The sequence below is a fragment of the Paraburkholderia hayleyella genome (assembly GCF_009455685.1).
Taxonomy (GTDB): domain Bacteria; phylum Pseudomonadota; class Gammaproteobacteria; order Burkholderiales; family Burkholderiaceae; genus Paraburkholderia; species Paraburkholderia hayleyella.
On the sequence record NZ_QPES01000001.1, the window covers coordinates 781,903 to 799,420 of the forward strand.

Here is a 17,518-nt window from a genome sequence, read left to right on the forward strand (position 1 = left end):
ACTCTGGGGCTAACTTTGGGGCTAACTTTGGGGCTAACTTCAAGGGGCTCACGCCCTGTGACCGGTCATGGAAAAATCGGCGGCACGCGTCTGGCATGCCGGATGCTAATGCTTCAACGCAACATGCAGACACGCTCGTTGGCGGTAAGTTGCATGGTTATTGCGGCGTCCATCGCAGCCTGGTGCCGCGCAATGCGGCGTTTAGGCAACATAGCGCACCACGCTGATGAACTGGCAAACGCTGCCTGCCAGGACAAACAGGTGCCAGATGCCATGCCCGTGGCGGATGCGTTCATCGTTGATGAAAAACCAGATGCCCACGGTATAGCTCAGCCCGCCTGCGACGAGCCATGCCGTGGCAGCCGCAGGTAGCGTCTCGACGATAGGAACCACGGCGACCAGCGCTAGCCATCCCATCAGCACATACAACATCATCGAGACGCGCCGGGTGCGCCGCCCTAACGTTAGTTCCTGAGCGATGCCGAACACAGCCAGCCCCCAGCTCACGCCAAACAGCGACCAGCCCCACGGCCCGCGCAAGGTAACCAGGGTGAATGGGGTATAGCTGCCAGCGATCAGCAGATAGATCGCCGAATGATCGCATTTCTGCAAAACAGCCTTGAAGCGGGGGTGACGCGTGCCGTGGTAAAGCGTTGAGACAGCATACAGCACGACCAGCATGCTGCCGTAAATCGCAAAGCTCACGATCTTGTACGGGTCGCCTTGCTGGGCCGCCAGCGTGACGAGTGCAACGAGGCCGGCTAACGCAAGCAGCGCACCGGCCAGGTGCGTCAGGCAGTTGAACCGTTCACCGGCTGGCAAGGTTTTTCCTCGGGTACGGCGTCATCGATCGAGCAGGTTAAACGGGTTTTGAGGCAGGTTTTGAAGCAGGTCTTGAAAGACGAAGGGCGCGGCTGCGGTTTCCCGCGAGCCGCGCCCTTAAGTCATCCTGCGCTGGTTAATCGAGTGGAGCCGAACGCAGGTCGTTCACCTGCTGCGGCGATATCGCCGTGCCATGGTTGCCCCATGTCATGCGGATGTAGGACACCACGGCAGCGACTTCCTGGTTAGACAGCGATTGCGCGAATGGCGGCATGCCATAGGGTTTCGGGTTGCCTGCCGTGCTCGGCGGATAACCGCCATTGAGCACCATGCGAATCGGATTGACGGCCGATGGCATCTGGATGGACTGGTTGTTGGCCAGCGGCGGGTAATGCGGTGGCTGCCCTAAACCATTGGCTTCGTGACACTTCGCGCATTGGTCGGCGTAGATCTTCTTGCCTTGCTTGAGCAGCTCGTTGCCAAACTGTGGCGAGGTTTCGAGTTGCAGATGCTCCGGCGCGTCGCTTTTCTGCGGGATGGTCTTCAGATACACGGCCATCGCGCGAATATCTGCGTCGTTCATGTATTGCAGGCTGTTGTGCACGACGTCAGCCATCGGACCAAACACCGCGCCACGTTGCGATACACCGGTTTTCAGCAGGCTGGCGATGTCCTTGATATCCCAGTCGCCGAGGCCGGATTCGGCGTTCGACGTGAGTGAAGGCGCATACCAGTTTTGCAGCGGAATCAGGCCGCCCGCGAACGCCGATGAATTGATCGGGCCACCCAGCGCGTTGATCGAGGTGTGGCACATGCCGCAATGGGCGAGGCCTTCAACCAGATAGGCGCCGCGGTTCCATTCGACGGACTGGGCTGGATCAGCCTTGTACTCGCCTTCACGGAAAAACAGCGTGCGCCAGCCGATCAGCAGGTTGCGGTTGTTGAACGGGAACTTCAGCTCGTGCGGATGGCTTGGCACGTTGACCGGTGGCACCGAGCGGATATAGGCGTAGATCGCATCGGAATCCGCGCGCGTGACTTTGGTGTAGCTCGTGAACGGGAAGCCCGGATACAGCAGGCTGCCGTCTTTCGAGCGGCCCGTGTGCATCGCGCGATAGAAATCGTCCGAGGTCCATTTGCCAATGCCGTATTGATCGTCAGGCGTGATGTTCGGCGTAAACATCGTGCCGAACGGCGTGGCCATCGGCAGGCCGCCAGCGAACTCCTTGCCGCCGCGCACGGTGTGGCAGGCGATACAGTCGCCAGCCCGGGCGAGATACTCGCCCTGCTTGACGAGGGCAGCCTGGTCGGCAGGCGTGGCAGCGACGGCGGTGCCGTTATGCAGGTTATCGCCGCCCGTCCACCGGATGGGAACGAACGCAGCGGCAACAACGATGACGACAGCCGAAAGGGCGAACAGGGTCTTGCGTTTCATAGGTGAGTTCTCCCGAAGCCTTATTGCGGTTCGCTGCCGCAGGCAAGCGGAAGCTTCAGCGAGCGCGCCGGTGCCGGCACGGGGTTGGACGGAGCGGGCTGTTGCGCCAGCCATGATGCGGCGGCGTTGACGTCCTCGTCGCTCAGGCGTGTGGCGATGGTGTGCATGCAGTCTGGTTGCACCGCGTGCCGGGTACCCGAGCGCCAGGCGCCAAGCTGCGCACTGATGTAGTCAGCATGCAGGCCGACGAGGCCCGGAATAGCGGGTTGCATGCCCGTCAGCGCCTGGCCGTGGCAGGCGACGCAGGCGGGAACCTGCCTGCTGGCGTCGCCTTGCAGCACGATCTGCTTGCCCCGTGCGAGTGTCTCAGGTGACACGGTCGGCGCGGCTGGCGCCGGATACGGCGGGCGCTGCTGCGAGAAATAAGTGGCGATCTGATGAAGGTAATCGTCGGAGAGATACGTGACGAGGTAGTTCATCGGCGGGTACTTGCGGCGGCCTTCGCGGAAATTCTTGAGCTGGTTGTACAGATAATCAGCTGGCTTGCCTGCGAGGCGCGGGAAGTAGTCGTTATCGGTGCCTTGTCCGTGCGAGCCGTGACATGACGTACAACCCTGCACACGTGCTTCCATGGTGTCAGGGGCTTTAGGCTGGGTTTGCGCTTTCGCAGCGCTATAGACGCCAGCACTGCCAATCAACAGAAGGGCAAGCAGCGGGCGGAAAATGCGTCTTGAAGACACGCTTCACTCCATCAAGATCGGGGGACCTGACCGAACTTCGAACGGTTCGGTGCTTAAATTCGGTACGGTTTAACTTCTTAAAAGGCCGCGCAGTTGAGGCTGAGCTGAGGCTAGTTGAGGCTGCGACGACCGGGCATTCTATCATCGATGGCCCGCGGAGAGTATTTGCCCTGGCTGACGGCATTTGGCCTGCTCTGGTAATACACAGAAACACACAGAAACACAGAACACGCTTGGCCTTCACGGGGCAGCCGCGTTGCACGTACACTCGCGGCATGCCCTGCATGAGTACCTGCTGTCGTTGTGCTCATCGTTGGGTTCATTCATGTTCGTGTGTACCCGTTCCTCTATCTTTTTCCTCTTCCTTCTTCTCTTTCACTGACTTTCCTACTCCAATGAATCCATTCAATTTTTCCGGACCAGCGTTGCGTGCGCTGGCTGTGGGGGCTGTCCTGTGTGTCGCGGCTTCGGCGGCGTTCGCGCATGCCAGGCCGCTCGTGCGCGATCCAGCGCCCGACGCCGAAGTCACCACGCCCAGCCAGGTGGTGATCCAGTTTAGCGAGCCGCTCGAAGCCGCATTCAGCAAGATCGTGCTGAACGATGCCGCGGGCAAGCCGGCTGCCTCCAGCCCCTCCAGCATCGATGCGAACAACAGCAAAATCCTCCATCTGAAGCTCCCACCATTAGCGCCTGGGCGTTATACGGTGCACTGGAATGCCGTTGCGGTTGATGGCCACCGTACCCAGGGCGATTACGCCTTCACCGTCAAATGAGGCTAGACGGCTTGTGGTTGGGGCAGGTGGCGATGGCGGCCCTGATGAATGTCGCGTTTGCCTTCGTGGTGGGCTCCGCATTGCTGGGCGCGTGGCTTGCCAGCGATGCGCGGGCTGCAGTCGCACCAGGCCGGGCGGCCTGGCTGCGTGCGCAGCGCTCGATGCTGACTGCCGCGATCGTGCTGCTGCTCGCTGATCTGGGCTGGTTGCTGTATCAATCGGCCGCGATGGGCGGCGTCCGGTTGCCCGCCGCGTTCGCGCTGCTGCCCGTCGTGCTGCTGCAAACGTATGTCGGCTATGCATGGAGTGTCGCGTTCGGCGGCGCGCTGCTGTTGCTGCTGAGCGTGTTGCTGGGGCCAGGGGGGGGCGCGCGCCATGCGCTGTTCGGCGTCGGCGCGCTGGCGGTCGCTGCGGGCAAGGCTGCACTGGGGCATGCCGCCGATGATGGCCTCGTGTCCGTGACGCTCGCGGTGCATGCGTTGCATGTCCTCTCGACCAGTGTTTGGGGCGGGCTCGTGCTGGCCGCTGGGTTTGCGGTGCTGCCCGCGCTGGGGGAATCGGTTGCGCGCGGTGTGTTGATTCGCACGTCGCTCAAGCTCTCGCATGCCTCGCTGGTGGCGCTGGCATTCGTGCTGGTGAGTGGCGCGTTTAACCTTGAGCGCGGCACGGGGGGCTCGCTCGAAGCGATCCAGTCCACGCTATGGGGCCATGTGCTGTTGCTCAAGCTCGCGCTGGTCGCACTGGCGCTCGGGCTGGGCGGCCTGAACCGCTATCTCGTGCTGCCCCGGTTGCGCCGCACGGCTTCGACGATGGATGCGCGCACGTTCGTCAACGTGTTGCATCTCGAAGCGCTCATGATGCTCGCGGTTTTCATCACGGCGGCCGTGCTGGCGCATAGCGTGCCGGCCTTGGCCGCAGCGGGTTGAGCCTGCTTAAGCCTGGTTGAGCCTGGTCCTCGAAGGCTTTCGCGTTCAGACAAAAAAGTGCCGCGCAGGGACTGCGCGGCACTAACTGACGGGTTCTCCGGCGGGGGACCGGCTCCCGTGCGACTAGTCTGAATCAGCGGGGTCATGGCGTTTTATTTTTTACTTCATCGCGCGCCCCTCAACGCCCTGTACGCCATTGATGTTATTCATAGCCGAGCCTGTGGCCTAAAATCGGCGCGCAAAATAGCGCAATCGCGCATCCCACGGCACGGCCTTCGAATTCCGCTGCCGCCGCGCGAGCCCGGTACAGGTTCAGCAGCAAATCAAGCAGCGGCGGCAAGCAGTACAGCAGCGCCGTGGCGATCACGCATTTCTCCACGGTCGAGATGCGCCAGCCTTTCTCAAACGCCAGCGCCGCGCCTAGCACCCGCAAGACGCCAAAGATCACGAGCGCGCCCACTGCAGCTTGCTCGCGGATCAGATAGTCCGGCAAATATTCAATCATTGTTTTCCCCTTGAGCCCTAAGCCTTGTGCTGAATGCTTTCTCTTGAGCAAGGATCGGGCCATCGTTTGCGCGAGTTTTGCCAACTGGCGGCCAAGCCTTATGCGGCAAGGCCTTGGCGTACCTGGCGTATTTCGCTGAGGACCGGTTGCGCGCTGTTTGGCGGGTACAACAGGGGCAACGTTACGTAACTGCAACGTCGCTCGCCGGGAACAGAGGCGACGTTGCGCGACATCGTGGCTCCAGCCTGTCGAAGCCTGAAAACCCAGACCGTTGATAAAGGTTCGAAGCCAGGCGTGGGAAGACGTTTTGCGCGTTGTGTTTCTGATTCGTTACGCATCGTCAGAGGCCTTTATTTTCAGGATGTACCGTCTATCCCCCCACCTAAAATATGAATCCCCTTGAAGCCTCTTCGGGGATCGATATAAGGAAACGGAAAGATGAAAATGACAGGGCGTATTTTTGCTGCCGCTGTGGTGGCGGGTTCGCTGATGCTGACGGGTTGCGCCAATATGAGCTCGGCAAATATGTATTCGGCCACGCAAGCGCAGCGCGAAGCGACCGTGCGGTATGGCACGGTCACCAACGTGCGTGCGGTGAAACTGAGTTCAAACGATGGCCATAGCAGTGGCCTTGGCGCGCTGGGTGGCGCGGCATTGGGCGCGGTGGCGGGCAGCGCCATTGGCGGTGGCCGGGGCGAGATTCTTACGGGTATCGCGGGTGGTTTGGTAGGTGCCGTCGCAGGCAACGCAGTTGAAAACCGCATGGCCGTCAGCACGGGCCTCGAAATCACCGTGCGTCTGGATAACGGTGAAGAGCGCGCGGTGACGCAAGCGGCGGATGGTGAAACGTTCCGTCCGGGTGAGCGGGTGCGGTTGTTGTCCAGCGGTGGTTCGGCGCGCATTACCCATTAATTCGAGCGCCGGATGGTCATGGGGCTGCGCTTGGGCGCGGCGCTGGGGCGATCTGGCGGCGAAGCAGGAAACATGAAGCGTTGTTCATAACAGTCAAAAACTGATGTGATGAATCCTTGAGCGCGTCTGGCGCTTCATGGGGTGAATTCAAGTCTGGATCTTCAGGCCGGCGGCATTGTTTGATGCCGCCGGCTTTTTTTACCCCTGTTTTTTGCCCGCGTCATGGCATGGCGCGCCCAAAAAAAAGCGTGGACCTTATTACAGGTCCACGCTTTCATGACGCCTGGGCGTCAGGCTATCTCGCCCTTGGCAAAGAGGCCCGTACGGTTAATGTGGCTTTGCTTTCGAACTCTGCGCGGCAGCGATGAAGTCGCTTTCGCTGAAGCCGCGAATCACCTGCTCTTCGGCGGCGAGGTTGAGTGAGCGGCTCAGCAAGAGATACACCCCACCCGAGACGATCAGGCCGACTAGCCAGGCGATATCCACGCCACCCAGCAAACGGGCGAAGTAGCCGATGAAGATTTCGTGGTGATGGGCGGAATCGTTGATGTAAAAAAACGGCACCATCGCGGCGAAGCCAATCAGATAAGACGCAATGCCCGGAAACTGCCACGCGCCGTAAATGCCCTTGGGCGTGAAAAAGTCGGGGATCGCATAATGGCCATGGCGCACGAAGAAGTAATCGACCAGGTTGACGGCGGTCCAGGGCACAAGGAAGTACAGCATCAGCACGAGGAACTGGTGCAGCATGTGGATGCCGTTGCCGCCAATTGCGATCACGCAGATCATCACGACGAGGCTGATGATGATGATCGACAGAATGCGCGAACGGCGTGTCGGATTGATCTTGTGAATCGAATCGACGCCCGTGAGCAGCGTCAGCATGGCGCTATAGGTATTGAGCGCGATGATCGGCAAAAAGCCCAGCACCGACACGATCACGATCAGATGGCCTAACCCCGGCACGACCGACGAACCCACCTGGCTCAAGGCAGCGAGCGCATCGGATGATTTGAGCTGCTGCGCCATCCAGGCGCCGAGGCCAATCATCCATGCGCCCGAAAGCGAAGCCGAGAAAAAGATCACGGCGATGAGCTTGGCGCGGCTGGTGTTCTTCGGCAGATAGCGTGTGTAATCCGAGACATACGGCGCATACGAGATGTTGTAGCTCGCGCCGATGGCGAACTGCGTGGCGAATGCGATCCAGTTGAAACCGAGCGCCGGCGTATGGACCACCGGCGCGCCTGTCGTGCCGAACATCAGTGCCAGCGTCACCAGCGCATAGAGCGGCAAGGTAGCGATCAGCGCCCACTTGAACACCTTGTGCATCAGGTCGTGACCATAGATGGACAGCAGCGCGCCGACGAGAATCGAAACGATCGTGACCATCGTCGGATCGAGTCCGAACACGCTTTTCATGCCGTCGGCAATCAGCGCGACGTTGACCACGTTGAAGCCAACGAAAACAAAGAGCGTCGCCATGAGCGCGAGGATCACGCCGCGATAGCCGAATTGCGCCCGCGACTGGATCATCTGTGGCAACCCCATGTCCGGCCCCTGCGAGCCATGAAACGCCATGAAAATCGTGCCGAACATGATGCCCAGCGCGCCCGCCAGCGTGGTCCAGCCCGCAGTCAGGCCCATGCCTGGGCCGACAAAGCCAATCGAGATCGTGAAGAAGTGAAAGTTGCCGAGAAACCAGAACGGCCCCTGGCTGCTCAGCTTGGCGTGGCGTTCGCTTTCAGGAACGTAATCGATCGAGCGGCTCTCGATCTCGATGCCGCCGCCCGTTGGGGCGCCGGCGTTTGCAACTTGTTTCAAAGTGCTCATGAAAATGGTCTCCTGATGGATAGGAATAGCCCGTGTAGTCCGTCTAAATGGCCCGATGCTGTCGCTGGTCCCGCCCGGATCGAAAGCCGGCGGGACACTGCCCGGATCGTTTTATGAATGGCAATGAAGCACGTGCCGGTGTGCGGCACACCTGCTTCATTCCAGCAAGATGCAAGACGGTTGGCGCGAGTGCGTGCTGTTGAGCTTCACGCAAGCGTCCTGGCTGCTCCTGGGGCCTGGTGGCGTGGCGCGGCTTAATCGCGCCGTTGCACGCCAGGCAGCACGCACAGCAGCTCGAACGCGAGGTTCGCACCGAGCAGCGCGGTGGTGCCAAACGGGTCGTAAGGAGGCGAGACTTCGACGAGGTCGCAACCCACGATGTTCATCCCGTGTGTGCCGCGGATAATCTCCAGCGCCTGGGGCACGGTGAGCCCGGCGATCTCGGGCGTGCCTGTGCCAGGCGCGAAGGCCGGATCGATGCCGTCAATATCGAAGGTGAAGTAGACCGGCCCATCGCCCATCTGCTCGCGGATTTGTGCCATCAGGGGCACGAGCGTGCGGTTCCAGCATTCCTCGGCCTGGACTACGCGAAAGCCTTGTTCGCGGCACCAGTCGAAGTCTTCGGCGGCATAGCCTGTGCCTCGCAAACCGATCTGCACGACACGCTGGCAGTCCAGCAGACCCTCTTCGACGGCGCGGCGAAACGGCGTGCCGTGCGCGATCTTCTCGCCCATCATCGTGTCGTTGACGTCGGCATGGGCATCGACGTGGATCATGCCGACCTTGCCGTACTTGCGATGAATCGAGCGCAGGATGGGCAGGGAGATGGTGTGGTCGCCGCCGAGCGTAATGGGCTTCGTGCCGTGCTTGAGGATGGCGTCGAAAGCGGCTTCGATGCGCTTGATCGAATCCGGCAGGTTGTAGGGGTTGATCGCCACATCGCCGATATCGGCGACGCGCAGCGAATCGAACGGCGCGGCGCGTGTCGCCATGTTGTACGGGCGCAGCAGTGCGGATTCGCAGCGGATCTGGCGCGGGCCATAACGCGCGCCTGTGCGGTTCGAGGTGCCCAGATCGAATGGCACGCCCACAAAACAGGCATCGAGCCCTTGCGCCGATTCGACATGCGGCAGCCGCATCATGGTTGCGATTCCACCGCTGCGGGGCATGGCATTGCCGCTGAGGGGCTGAAAGTATTCGGTTTCAGTCATAGCTATCTCTTTTTAAAGGAGCTGGCGGTAGTAATGAGTTGTGGGGATGGCTCCAGCAGCGGTTTTTTACACGCTCATAACTCCAAAGAAAATCTGCAAATGCAGAAGTCAACATTGTGTTGAGACAATGTGTCTGGATGAATGCCCGATGCCGTATCGGATCGTACGAAATTAACGTTTTTATGAGAAATCAAAAAGTAAGTTTTTTGCATAACCCGGGCGTTATCTTGTAATAATGGGTGGTAAAAATGTCATGAGAACAGTAATGGGTTTCGCCTCTTTCATCAGAAGAAAAATATTGAATGGCCGCTGGCGGGATGAGGTGTTTTAAATCTTGAACTTGCGTTGCAATCGTTGCCGTGTCGCATAGGGCTGGCGTCAAAATTTAATTGAAATGTTTGGATGAGTTGTTATTGTTCATGTAAAAAATAGTCATGGAATAAAAATATGAATGATTTATTAATTCGACCTTGAGCGAGGTGCGGCCTGTGCTGTTGCGGCAATTCATGGTCCAGGCGGTGTGCGTGGGAGGGGGCGGTGCAAAAAACTTGTGCTTTCCAACTGGAACATATCGTTTGGAGCAGGGCGCCGCGCTATGCTATTCCATAAAAATTATTCCTCCAGAAATATGCTGTCTAAATTATGGAATTAACCCGCCCATGAATATGGCATCCAGTGTGATGCACAACGTTTATATCAAGGAATATGACGATATGGCGCGAAATTATTTTCTGGATGGCACGGATCAGGTGCAAGAGTCGTTGAAATTCCGTCATGCACGGAATTCAATGCTGGCTGGAAATTATCTCGGGGGATTCCATCGGTGCGTGCTTGTATAAAATTATGACCATGATGTTTTATGGTATCTGCATCATGGCTATATCTTTAATAATCGGTTGATGCCGATTGATGTGAGTGGCGCGCCGAGTGAATCGCTGATTAATTATTGACGGAATTTTGTCGATAAAGATCAGGAAAATTCAAGGTTCGGGATTACCCTGTATTCGGTAACCGTTTTGTTGCGGCAGCATCAGACGAATTCCCGGGTGGTGGTGTCCGGTAAAAGCGATAGCCGTGAGGATGGGGGGGCGGACAACCGCTATCGAGATGACTCCATGCTGGGCACATGGGCACATAAAAAAGCAGCGCTGGCGGACCAGCACTGCTTTATTGCCCAAGCGCCAGGATCTAGCCCATGGAGCTCATAGCCCTAGAACTCATAGCCAACTTGAGCGCGTACCCCCGTGTCGCCAGTCGATGTGAGCGAGACCGCGCCATTCATCAGCCAGTGGTTGTTCAGCGAACGATAGGTCACGCTTGCTGCTGCCGCCGCACCACTCTTGTAGTTCGCCGCGCCCGCCGCGACGATCGTGCGCCCTGGGCCGGATGGCGTCATGTTCGGCATCGCCATCGCTGCCGCGACACCCGAGTACGCGCTACGCGCCACCGAACTGACCGTCTGGTTGAGGCTCGTCAAGCCCTTGTTGAGCTGGCCGACATTGACCGCATCGGTGGGCGCCGAGCCCGCTGCCACATTCGTGATCTGACGCTCATTGCCCTTCGAGCCGATCGACACCGTGTTGTCGCGGTCTGCCACCGAGCCCTGACCCATGGCCAGCGAGCGATTAGCCGGTGCCGATGCATCGGCGCCCATCGCCAGGCTTTGCTCACCTGCAGCCGAGGCGTTGGACCCCATCGCTATGCCTTTCTCGCCGGTGGCATGGGCTGTCGGGTCAACCACCATGCTGCCCGCGCCGGCTCCGTGTTTGATCAGGCCATTGTCGCTCGTGTCGTTCCCGTCTTTGCCGTCCGTGCCGCCGCCATTGGTCTTGTTGTTCTCGACCCGGGTATTCAGATCGTCGACCCGGCCATTGAGCTTGTCGTACTGTTGCTGCACCGCGTACAACTGGCTGCCGTTCACGGCTTCCCGGCTACCAGAGGCAATCAGCCCGTTGGCGACGTTGCCCAGCACGGTGCCGTTCGTGCCGCCCAGCGTTGCGCGTCCCAGGGACAGGTCGTCATACACGACGGCGCCCATCGCCCGACCATTCGGGTCCATCAGGCCGACGGCCTTGAGCTGTGCAATCGACACCGCATCCCTATCGTCCTTGCCGTTCGCCAGGCCCGTCACGACCCGTGGGCCATCGGTACCCGCGACATTGACCTGCTTGCCGCCCATCGCACTTGCCACCAGGATATTGCCGTTCGTCTTGTCCTGTGTGACCAGGCCAAGCCCGCCGTTGTTAATACTGTTGGTGATCTGGTTAATCGATGTGGAATTTTCCGTCAGACGATCGTCCAGCTTGGTAATGGCTCCGCCCACTCCGCTGACCGTCGAGCCGCCGACCGTGTACTTCGGCATCGTCACGGAACCATCGTTGTTGACCGCGGCTCCGCCACCCAGCGCACCCGCGACGCTGGTCGCCACGGCATGCAATTGCGCACCGTTGATCCCGTCCGTGCTTGTGGCACTGACCGTGCCCGCAGCAACGCCGCGCAATTGGCGTGCTCCAGCCGTGCCGGTGAAATCGACAATCGTGCCAGCAAGATTTTTCGCTACGGTGACTGTCTTGGACGTCGCGTCCTGCTGCACCAGGCCCGTTGTGCCTGCGTTGATGTTATTGACCGTACTGGCCAGGTTCGTGATATCGCCGGTGTTCTTGGTGATGTCGCCAGTGTTTTTCGTCGTTGCGGTGTCGAGCTTGCCCAGGGCATCGCCTACCGTGGTGAAGGTGCCACCCTGGATCGCGTAGGACGGGCCGCTGACCGCGCCGGTTTTGGCGTCGAGCTTCGCGCCGCCGCCCAGGGCATCGACCATGGGCTTCAGTTGCGCTACGTTCACCGCGTCATTGCTGGTGATACCTGACTTCACGTTGCCCAGCGCGACGGTGCCGGTCGTGCCTGTGCCGCCCAGCGTCACCTTGTCTTTCGAGGTGCTGTCGTAGGCCACGAAAGCGTTCGTGACATTGCCTGCCGTGTCGGTAGTCAGGCCCATACCCTTGAGCTGTTTCAGGTTGATGCCATCGGTGTCGGCAGTGCCAGCGGCCATGCCTTTGAGCTGGCGCTCGCCCGCAGTGCCGGCGATATTCACCGTCGTGCCGCCGGTGCTGCTGGCGACGGTGATCGCCTTGCTGGTTGCGTCCTGCTGCACCAGGCCCGTTGTGCCTGCGTTGATGTTATTGACCGTACTGGTCAGGTTCGTGATGTCGCCAGTGTTTTTCGTCGTCGCGGTGTCGAGCTTGCCCAGGGCATCGCCTACTGTGGTGTACGTGCCACTCTGGATCGCGTAGGAGGGGCCGCTGACCGCACCGGTTTGGGCATCCAGCTTCGCGCCGCCGCCCAGGGCTTCGACCATGGGCTTGAGTTGCCCCACGTTCACCGCGTCATTGCTGGCGATACCCGCCTTCACGTTGCCCAGCGCGACGGTGCCGGTGGTGCCTGCGCCGCCCAACGTCACCTTGTCTTTCGAGGTGCTGTCGTATTTCACGGCCAAGCCATCGAGCGTGTCGAATCCTGACTTTGCTGCGTCTGCGGCCTTTTGGGCTGTCGCCGCCGCCGTTTGTACCGTATCGAGCTGACCCTTGTTCACCGCGTCTTTTGCCTGCGTGCCATCGGCCACATTCGTGATCTGACGTGTGATCTCTGTCTGCGTAACCGTGCCTGTACCGTCCTTGATTTCCGCGCGGCCTACCGAGATGGTGTTGTCACGATCGGCCACCGAGTTGGCGCCCAGCGCCACGCTGTTCTTGCCACTGGCCAGCGTGCCCATGCCCAGCGCCACCGCATCGGCGCCGCTTGCGCTGGCCGCCGTGCCGGTCGAATTGAAGGCCGTGTACTTCGACATTCCACCCGTAATTGAATTGACCGTACTGGTCAGGTTCGTGATGTCGCCGGTGTTCTTGGTGATGTCGCCGGTGTTTTTTGTCGTCGCGGTGTCGAGCTTGCCCAGGGCATCGCCTACCGTGGTGAAGGTGCCACTCTGGATCGCGTAGGACGGGCCGCTGACCGCGCCGGTTTGGGCATCCAGCTTCGCGCCGCCGCCCAGGGCATCGACCATGGGCTTGAGTTGTCCCACGTTCACCGCGTCATTGCTGGCGATACCCGCCTTCACGTTGCCCAGCGCGACGGTGCCGGTCGTGCCTGCGCCGCCCAGCGTCACCTTGTCTTTCGAGGTGCTGTCGTAGGCCACGAAAGCGTTCGTGACATTGCCTGCCGTGTCGGTAGTCAGGCCCATACCCTTGAGCTGTTTCAGGTTGATGCCATCGGTGTCGGCAGTGCCAGCGGCCATGCCTTTGAGCTGGCGCTCGCCCGCAGTGCCGGCGATATTCACCGTCGTGCCGCCGGTGCTGCTGGCGACGGTGATCGCCTTGCTGGTTGCGTCCTGCTGCACCAGGCCCGTTGTGCCTGCGTTGATGTTATTGACCGTACTGGTCAGGTTCGTGATGTCGCCAGTGTTTTTCGTCGTCGCGGTGTCGAGCTTGCCCAGGGCATCGCCTACCGTGGTGAAGGTGCCACCCTGGATCGCGTAGGACGGGCCGCTGACCGCGCCGGTTTGGGCGTCCAGCTTCGCGCCACCGCCCAGGGCTTCGACCATGGGCTTGAGTTGTCCCACGTTCACGGCATCGTTGCTGGCGATACCCGCCTTCACGTTGCCCAGCGCGACAGTGCCGGTCGTGCCTGCGCCGCCCAGTGTTACCTTGTCTTTCGAGGTGCTGTCGTAGGCCACGAAAGCGTTCGTGACATTGCCTGCCGTGTCGGTAGTCAGGCCCATACCCTTGAGCTGTTTCAGGTTGATGCCATCGGTGTCGGCAGTGCCAGCGGCCATGCCTTTGAGCTGGCGCTCGCCCGCGGTGCCGGCGATATTCACCGTCGTGCCTGCCGTGCCACTGGCCACCGTGATCGCCTTGGTCGTCGCGTCCTGCTGTACCAGGCCTGTTGTGCCTGCGTTGAGGTTATTGACCGTACTGGTCAGGTTCGTGATGTCGCCGGTGTTCTTGGTGATATCGCCGGTGTTTTTTGTCGTCGCGGTGTCGAGCTTGCCCAGGGCATCGCCTACCGTGGTGAAGGTGCCACTCTGGATCGCGTAGGAGGGGCCGCTGACTGCACCGGTTTGGGCGTCCAGCTTCGCGCCACCGCCCAGGGCTTCGACCATGGGCTTGAGTTGTCCCACGTTCACGGCATCGTTGCTGGCGATACCCGCCTTCACGTTGCCCAGCGCGACGGTGCCGGTGGTGCCTGCACCGCCCAGCGTCACCTTGTCTTTCGAGGTGCTGTCGTAGGCCACGAAAGCGTTCGTGACATTGCCTGCCGTGTCGGTAGTCAGGCCCATACCCTTGAGCTGTTTCAGGTTCACGCCATCGGTGTCGGCGGTGCCTGCGGCCATGCCCTTCAACTGGCGCTCGCCTGCGGTGCCGGCGATATTCACCGTCGTGCCTGCCGTGCCACTGGCCACCGTGATCGCCTTGGTCGTCGCGTCCTGCTGTACCAGGCCCGTTGTGCCTGCGTTGAGGTTATTGACCGTACTGGTCAGGTTCGTGATGTCGCCGGTGTTCTTGGTGATATCGCCGGTGTTTTTTGTCGTCGCGGTGTCGAGCTTGCCCAGGGCCTCGCCTACCGTGGTGAAGGTGCCACCCTGGATCGCGTAGGAGGGGCCGCTGACCGCGCCGGTTTGGGCATCCAGCTTCGCGCCGCCGCCCAGGGCTTCGACCATGGGCTTGAGTTGCCCCACGTTCACCGCGTCATTGCTGGCGATACCCGCCTTCACGTTGCCCAGCGCGACGGTGCCGGTGGTGCCTGCACCGCCCAGCGTCACCTTGTCTTTCGAGGTGCTGTCGTAGGCCACGAAAGCGTTCGTGACATTGCCTGCCGTGTCGGTAGTCAGGCCCATACCCTTGAGCTGTTTCAGGTTGACGCCGTCGGTGTCGGCAGTGCCAGCGGCCATGCCCTTCAACTGGCGGTCTCCCGCCGTGCCGGCGATATTCACCGTCGTGCCACCGGTGCTGCTGGCGACGGTGATCGCCTTGCTGGTTGCGTCCTGCTGTACCAGGCCCGTTGTGCCTGCGTTGAGGTTATTGACCGTACTGGTCAGGTTCGTGATGTCGCCGGTGTTCTTGGTGATATCGCCGGTGTTTTTTGTCGTCGCGGTGTCGAGCTTGCCCAGGGCATCGCCTACCGTGGTGAAGGTGCCACCCTGGATCGCGTAGGAGGGGCCGCTGACCGCGCCGGTTTGGGCGTCGAGCTTCGCGCCACCGCCCAGGGCATCGACCATGGGCTTGAGTTGTCCCACGTTCACCGCATCGTTGCTGGCGATACCTGCCTTCACGTTGCCCAGCGCGACGGTGCCGGTCGTGCCCGCGCCGCCCAGCGTCACCTTGTCTTTCGAGGTGCTGTCGTATTTCACGGCCAGGCCGTCCAGCGCGCTGGATTTCGCCTTGGCCTCATCCGCTGTCGTTTGCGCTGTCGTCACCGCCGCGTTTAGCGCTGTGTTCACTGCATCGAGCTGGCCCTTGTTGACCGCATCGGTGTCAGCCGTGCCCGCCTTCACGTTGCCTAGCGTGACCGTGCCGGTCGTGCCCGCGCCGCCCAGCGTCACCTTGTCTTTCGAGGTGCTGTCGTATTTCACGGCGAGGCCATCCAGCGTGTTGAGTTTCGCCTTGGTCTCATCCGCTGTCGTTTGTGCTGTCGTTACCGCCGCGGTCAGTGTCGTGTTCACCGTATCGAGCTGACCTTTGTTCACCGCGTCCTTGGTCTGTGTGCCATCGGCCACATTCGTGATCTGCCGCGTGATTCCGCTCTGCGTGACCGCGCCGGTGCCGTCCTTGATTTCCGTGCGGCCCACCGAGATGGTGTTGTCACGGTCGGCCACCGAGTTGGCGCCCAGTGCCACGCTGTTTGTGCCGCTGACTTTGGCGTCATCGGTACCGTCGTTCTTGCCAACCGTCTTGAAGTAACGACTGCCGCCGTTGTTGATCGTGTCGATCCTGCCGGTCTGCGTTGAGATATTGCCGGCGTTGGTATTGGCCGCCGTGTTCAGACTGGAAAGGGCCGCGCCGACATTGTTGACAGTACCGCCTTGCACAACATAGGACGGCGCCGTGATCGTGCCATCGGCGGCAACGACTGCGCCGCCGCCGAGCGCCGTGGTAATGCTTTTGAGCTGGCTGACGTTGACTGCGTCCGTATCTGCCGTGCCTGCTGCCAGCGAGGTGATCTTTTTCGATGCGACGCTCACGCCATTCGTCGAGTTCAGCGTGACATCGGTACCCGAGATGGTTGTGCCCGTTGACGTTACCAAAACCCGGTTCATGCCAGACGGCCCGGCGCCATAAAACAGCCCGGAAGATATATCGCCAGCCCATACGCCACCTTTTAAGGTGGTATCGGATGGCGTCATATAAGCAAAAGTCTTGCCAGCGACGTCGCTGAAGCCCGTGCCCCAAGTGAGACAAGTCGCAATCTTTCCCCCGTTGTAGCAATAATTGCCCGTGGGCCCTTCAGCGCCAATGAACGGATCGGTTTTATCTGCCATAGCCGGAAGTGAAAACCCCATGACAGCGACCAGCGCGCTGAGCTGTACCGTTGACCGGGCCCGGCTCTTGGCCCGCCCCTTGGCGCTTTCCGGCGCTACCATCCACATCCCGGTTTTCTTGTTACGGATGACGCGATAGACCTTGTTCATGACTTATCCCATAAAAAGATAACTATTCAATGCACTGAATATCGCTTTTTATGAAATAAGAATGAATGGGAATTGTCTTATTTTTTGACGGTTTGAACAATTTTTGACGTTTATTTGCATGTGGAAAAATGCTTTTAGTACAAGTACTTATGTCTATATCTTAGAATATTTTTACTGGAAAAGTACATTTCCATGGAATTTTCTACTACTTAATTTGAGATTTGGCGGCAAAGCCAACCCATCGACCTGATCGCAGGATTAGACTTGAGCGTGCTCAAAATCAGTTTAATTTTAAGATTAGTCTTATCCCGATTTTTAGGGAGGGATTGATTCGGCAAAAAGTCGCGTCAAAACGAATGCCGCCGTCACACGCGCTAATTTGTCCGAGTCCTGCCTTGTCGCGCAAGGCGGCGCGGTACAAGCGCCTGTTTCGTCTCATGCGAAACGCAGCGACAGCTTCCGATGGGCATGCTTTTGCTGCCACGTTTAACGAGAGCGTTTTTTTGCCGAGCCCGTCCGCTTGTCTTCGCCATGGTTGGCTCATCTTCATCTGACAGCCTATCCCTGCGAGCCATGGAAGAACCGTTCCGCTGAATCAGCTTGCCGGCGTGATAATGCGGTGCTGCAGCGCGTATGGCAGGATAAGTGCATCCAGATCATTGGCGCTGCGAATATAAATTTTTACG

Annotated in this window: 10 protein-coding genes; 3 read left to right on the forward strand and 7 right to left on the reverse strand. The window is 59.9% G+C overall.

The features are described from left to right. Positions 1-201: 201 nt before the first annotated feature. The 3 genes from trhA to GH657_RS03620 all read right to left on the reverse strand — a co-directional run bounded on the left by trhA (position 202) and on the right by GH657_RS03620 (position 2,997). Positions 202-822 (reverse strand): PAQR family membrane homeostasis protein TrhA, encoded by a 621-nt coding sequence (gene trhA / locus GH657_RS03610; RefSeq protein ID WP_153099453.1) that lies wholly within the window; start codon positions 820-822, stop codon positions 202-204. Between the two features lie 136 nt (positions 823-958). Then, positions 959-2,257: a cytochrome c gene (locus tag GH657_RS03615; protein ID WP_153099454.1), complete on the reverse strand. Its 1,299-nt coding sequence runs from the start codon at positions 2,255-2,257 to the stop codon at positions 959-961. Positions 2,258-2,277: 20 nt separating this feature from the next. Next, positions 2,278-2,997: a c-type cytochrome gene (locus GH657_RS03620; RefSeq protein WP_174769860.1), complete on the reverse strand. Its 720-nt coding sequence runs from the start codon at positions 2,995-2,997 to the stop codon at positions 2,278-2,280. Between the two features lie 395 nt (positions 2,998-3,392). Here GH657_RS03620 and GH657_RS03625 point away from each other — a divergent pair, with 395 nt between their 5' ends. Further along, the gene (locus GH657_RS03625) at positions 3,393-3,770 is read left to right on the forward strand and encodes a copper resistance protein CopC (RefSeq protein ID WP_153099455.1); all 378 of its coding nucleotides are present in this window, start codon (positions 3,393-3,395) and stop codon (positions 3,768-3,770) included. Then, positions 3,767-4,696 carry a CopD family protein gene (locus GH657_RS03630; protein WP_153099456.1) on the forward strand — a complete coding sequence of 310 codons (930 nt, stop codon included), beginning with the start codon at positions 3,767-3,769 and terminating at the stop codon, positions 4,694-4,696. Before GH657_RS03625 ends, GH657_RS03630 begins: the two co-directional genes overlap by 4 nt. Positions 4,697-4,898: 202 nt before the next feature. On the opposite strand, the gene GH657_RS03635 is transcribed toward GH657_RS03630, so the two are convergent. Beyond that, positions 4,899-5,201, reverse strand: a complete 303-nt coding sequence (locus tag GH657_RS03635; RefSeq protein ID WP_153099457.1) for a hypothetical protein — start codon at positions 5,199-5,201, stop codon at positions 4,899-4,901. A 438-nt stretch (positions 5,202-5,639) separates the two neighbouring features. On the opposite strand from GH657_RS03635, the gene GH657_RS03640 reads away from it, so the two are divergent. Beyond that, positions 5,640-6,113 carry an outer membrane lipoprotein gene (locus GH657_RS03640; RefSeq protein WP_153099458.1) on the forward strand — a complete coding sequence of 158 codons (474 nt, stop codon included), beginning with the start codon at positions 5,640-5,642 and terminating at the stop codon, positions 6,111-6,113. Positions 6,114-6,440: 327 nt separating this feature from the next. Here the strand turns inward: GH657_RS03640 and GH657_RS03645 are convergent, their stop codons facing one another. The 3 genes from GH657_RS03645 to GH657_RS03655 form a co-directional block, all read right to left on the reverse strand. Then, positions 6,441-7,943: a purine-cytosine permease family protein gene (locus tag GH657_RS03645; protein ID WP_153099459.1), complete on the reverse strand. Its 1,503-nt coding sequence runs from the start codon at positions 7,941-7,943 to the stop codon at positions 6,441-6,443. A gap of 254 nt (positions 7,944-8,197) precedes the next feature. Continuing rightward, a complete protein-coding gene (speB, locus tag GH657_RS03650) occupies positions 8,198-9,154 on the reverse strand; it encodes an agmatinase (protein ID WP_153099460.1) in 957 nt (318 codons plus the stop codon). Between the two features lie 1,210 nt (positions 9,155-10,364). Then, complete coding sequence (locus GH657_RS03655) at positions 10,365-16,832, reverse strand: ESPR-type extended signal peptide-containing protein (protein WP_153099461.1); 6,468 nt, start codon at positions 16,830-16,832, stop codon at positions 10,365-10,367. Positions 16,833-17,518: the final 686 nt, after the last annotated feature.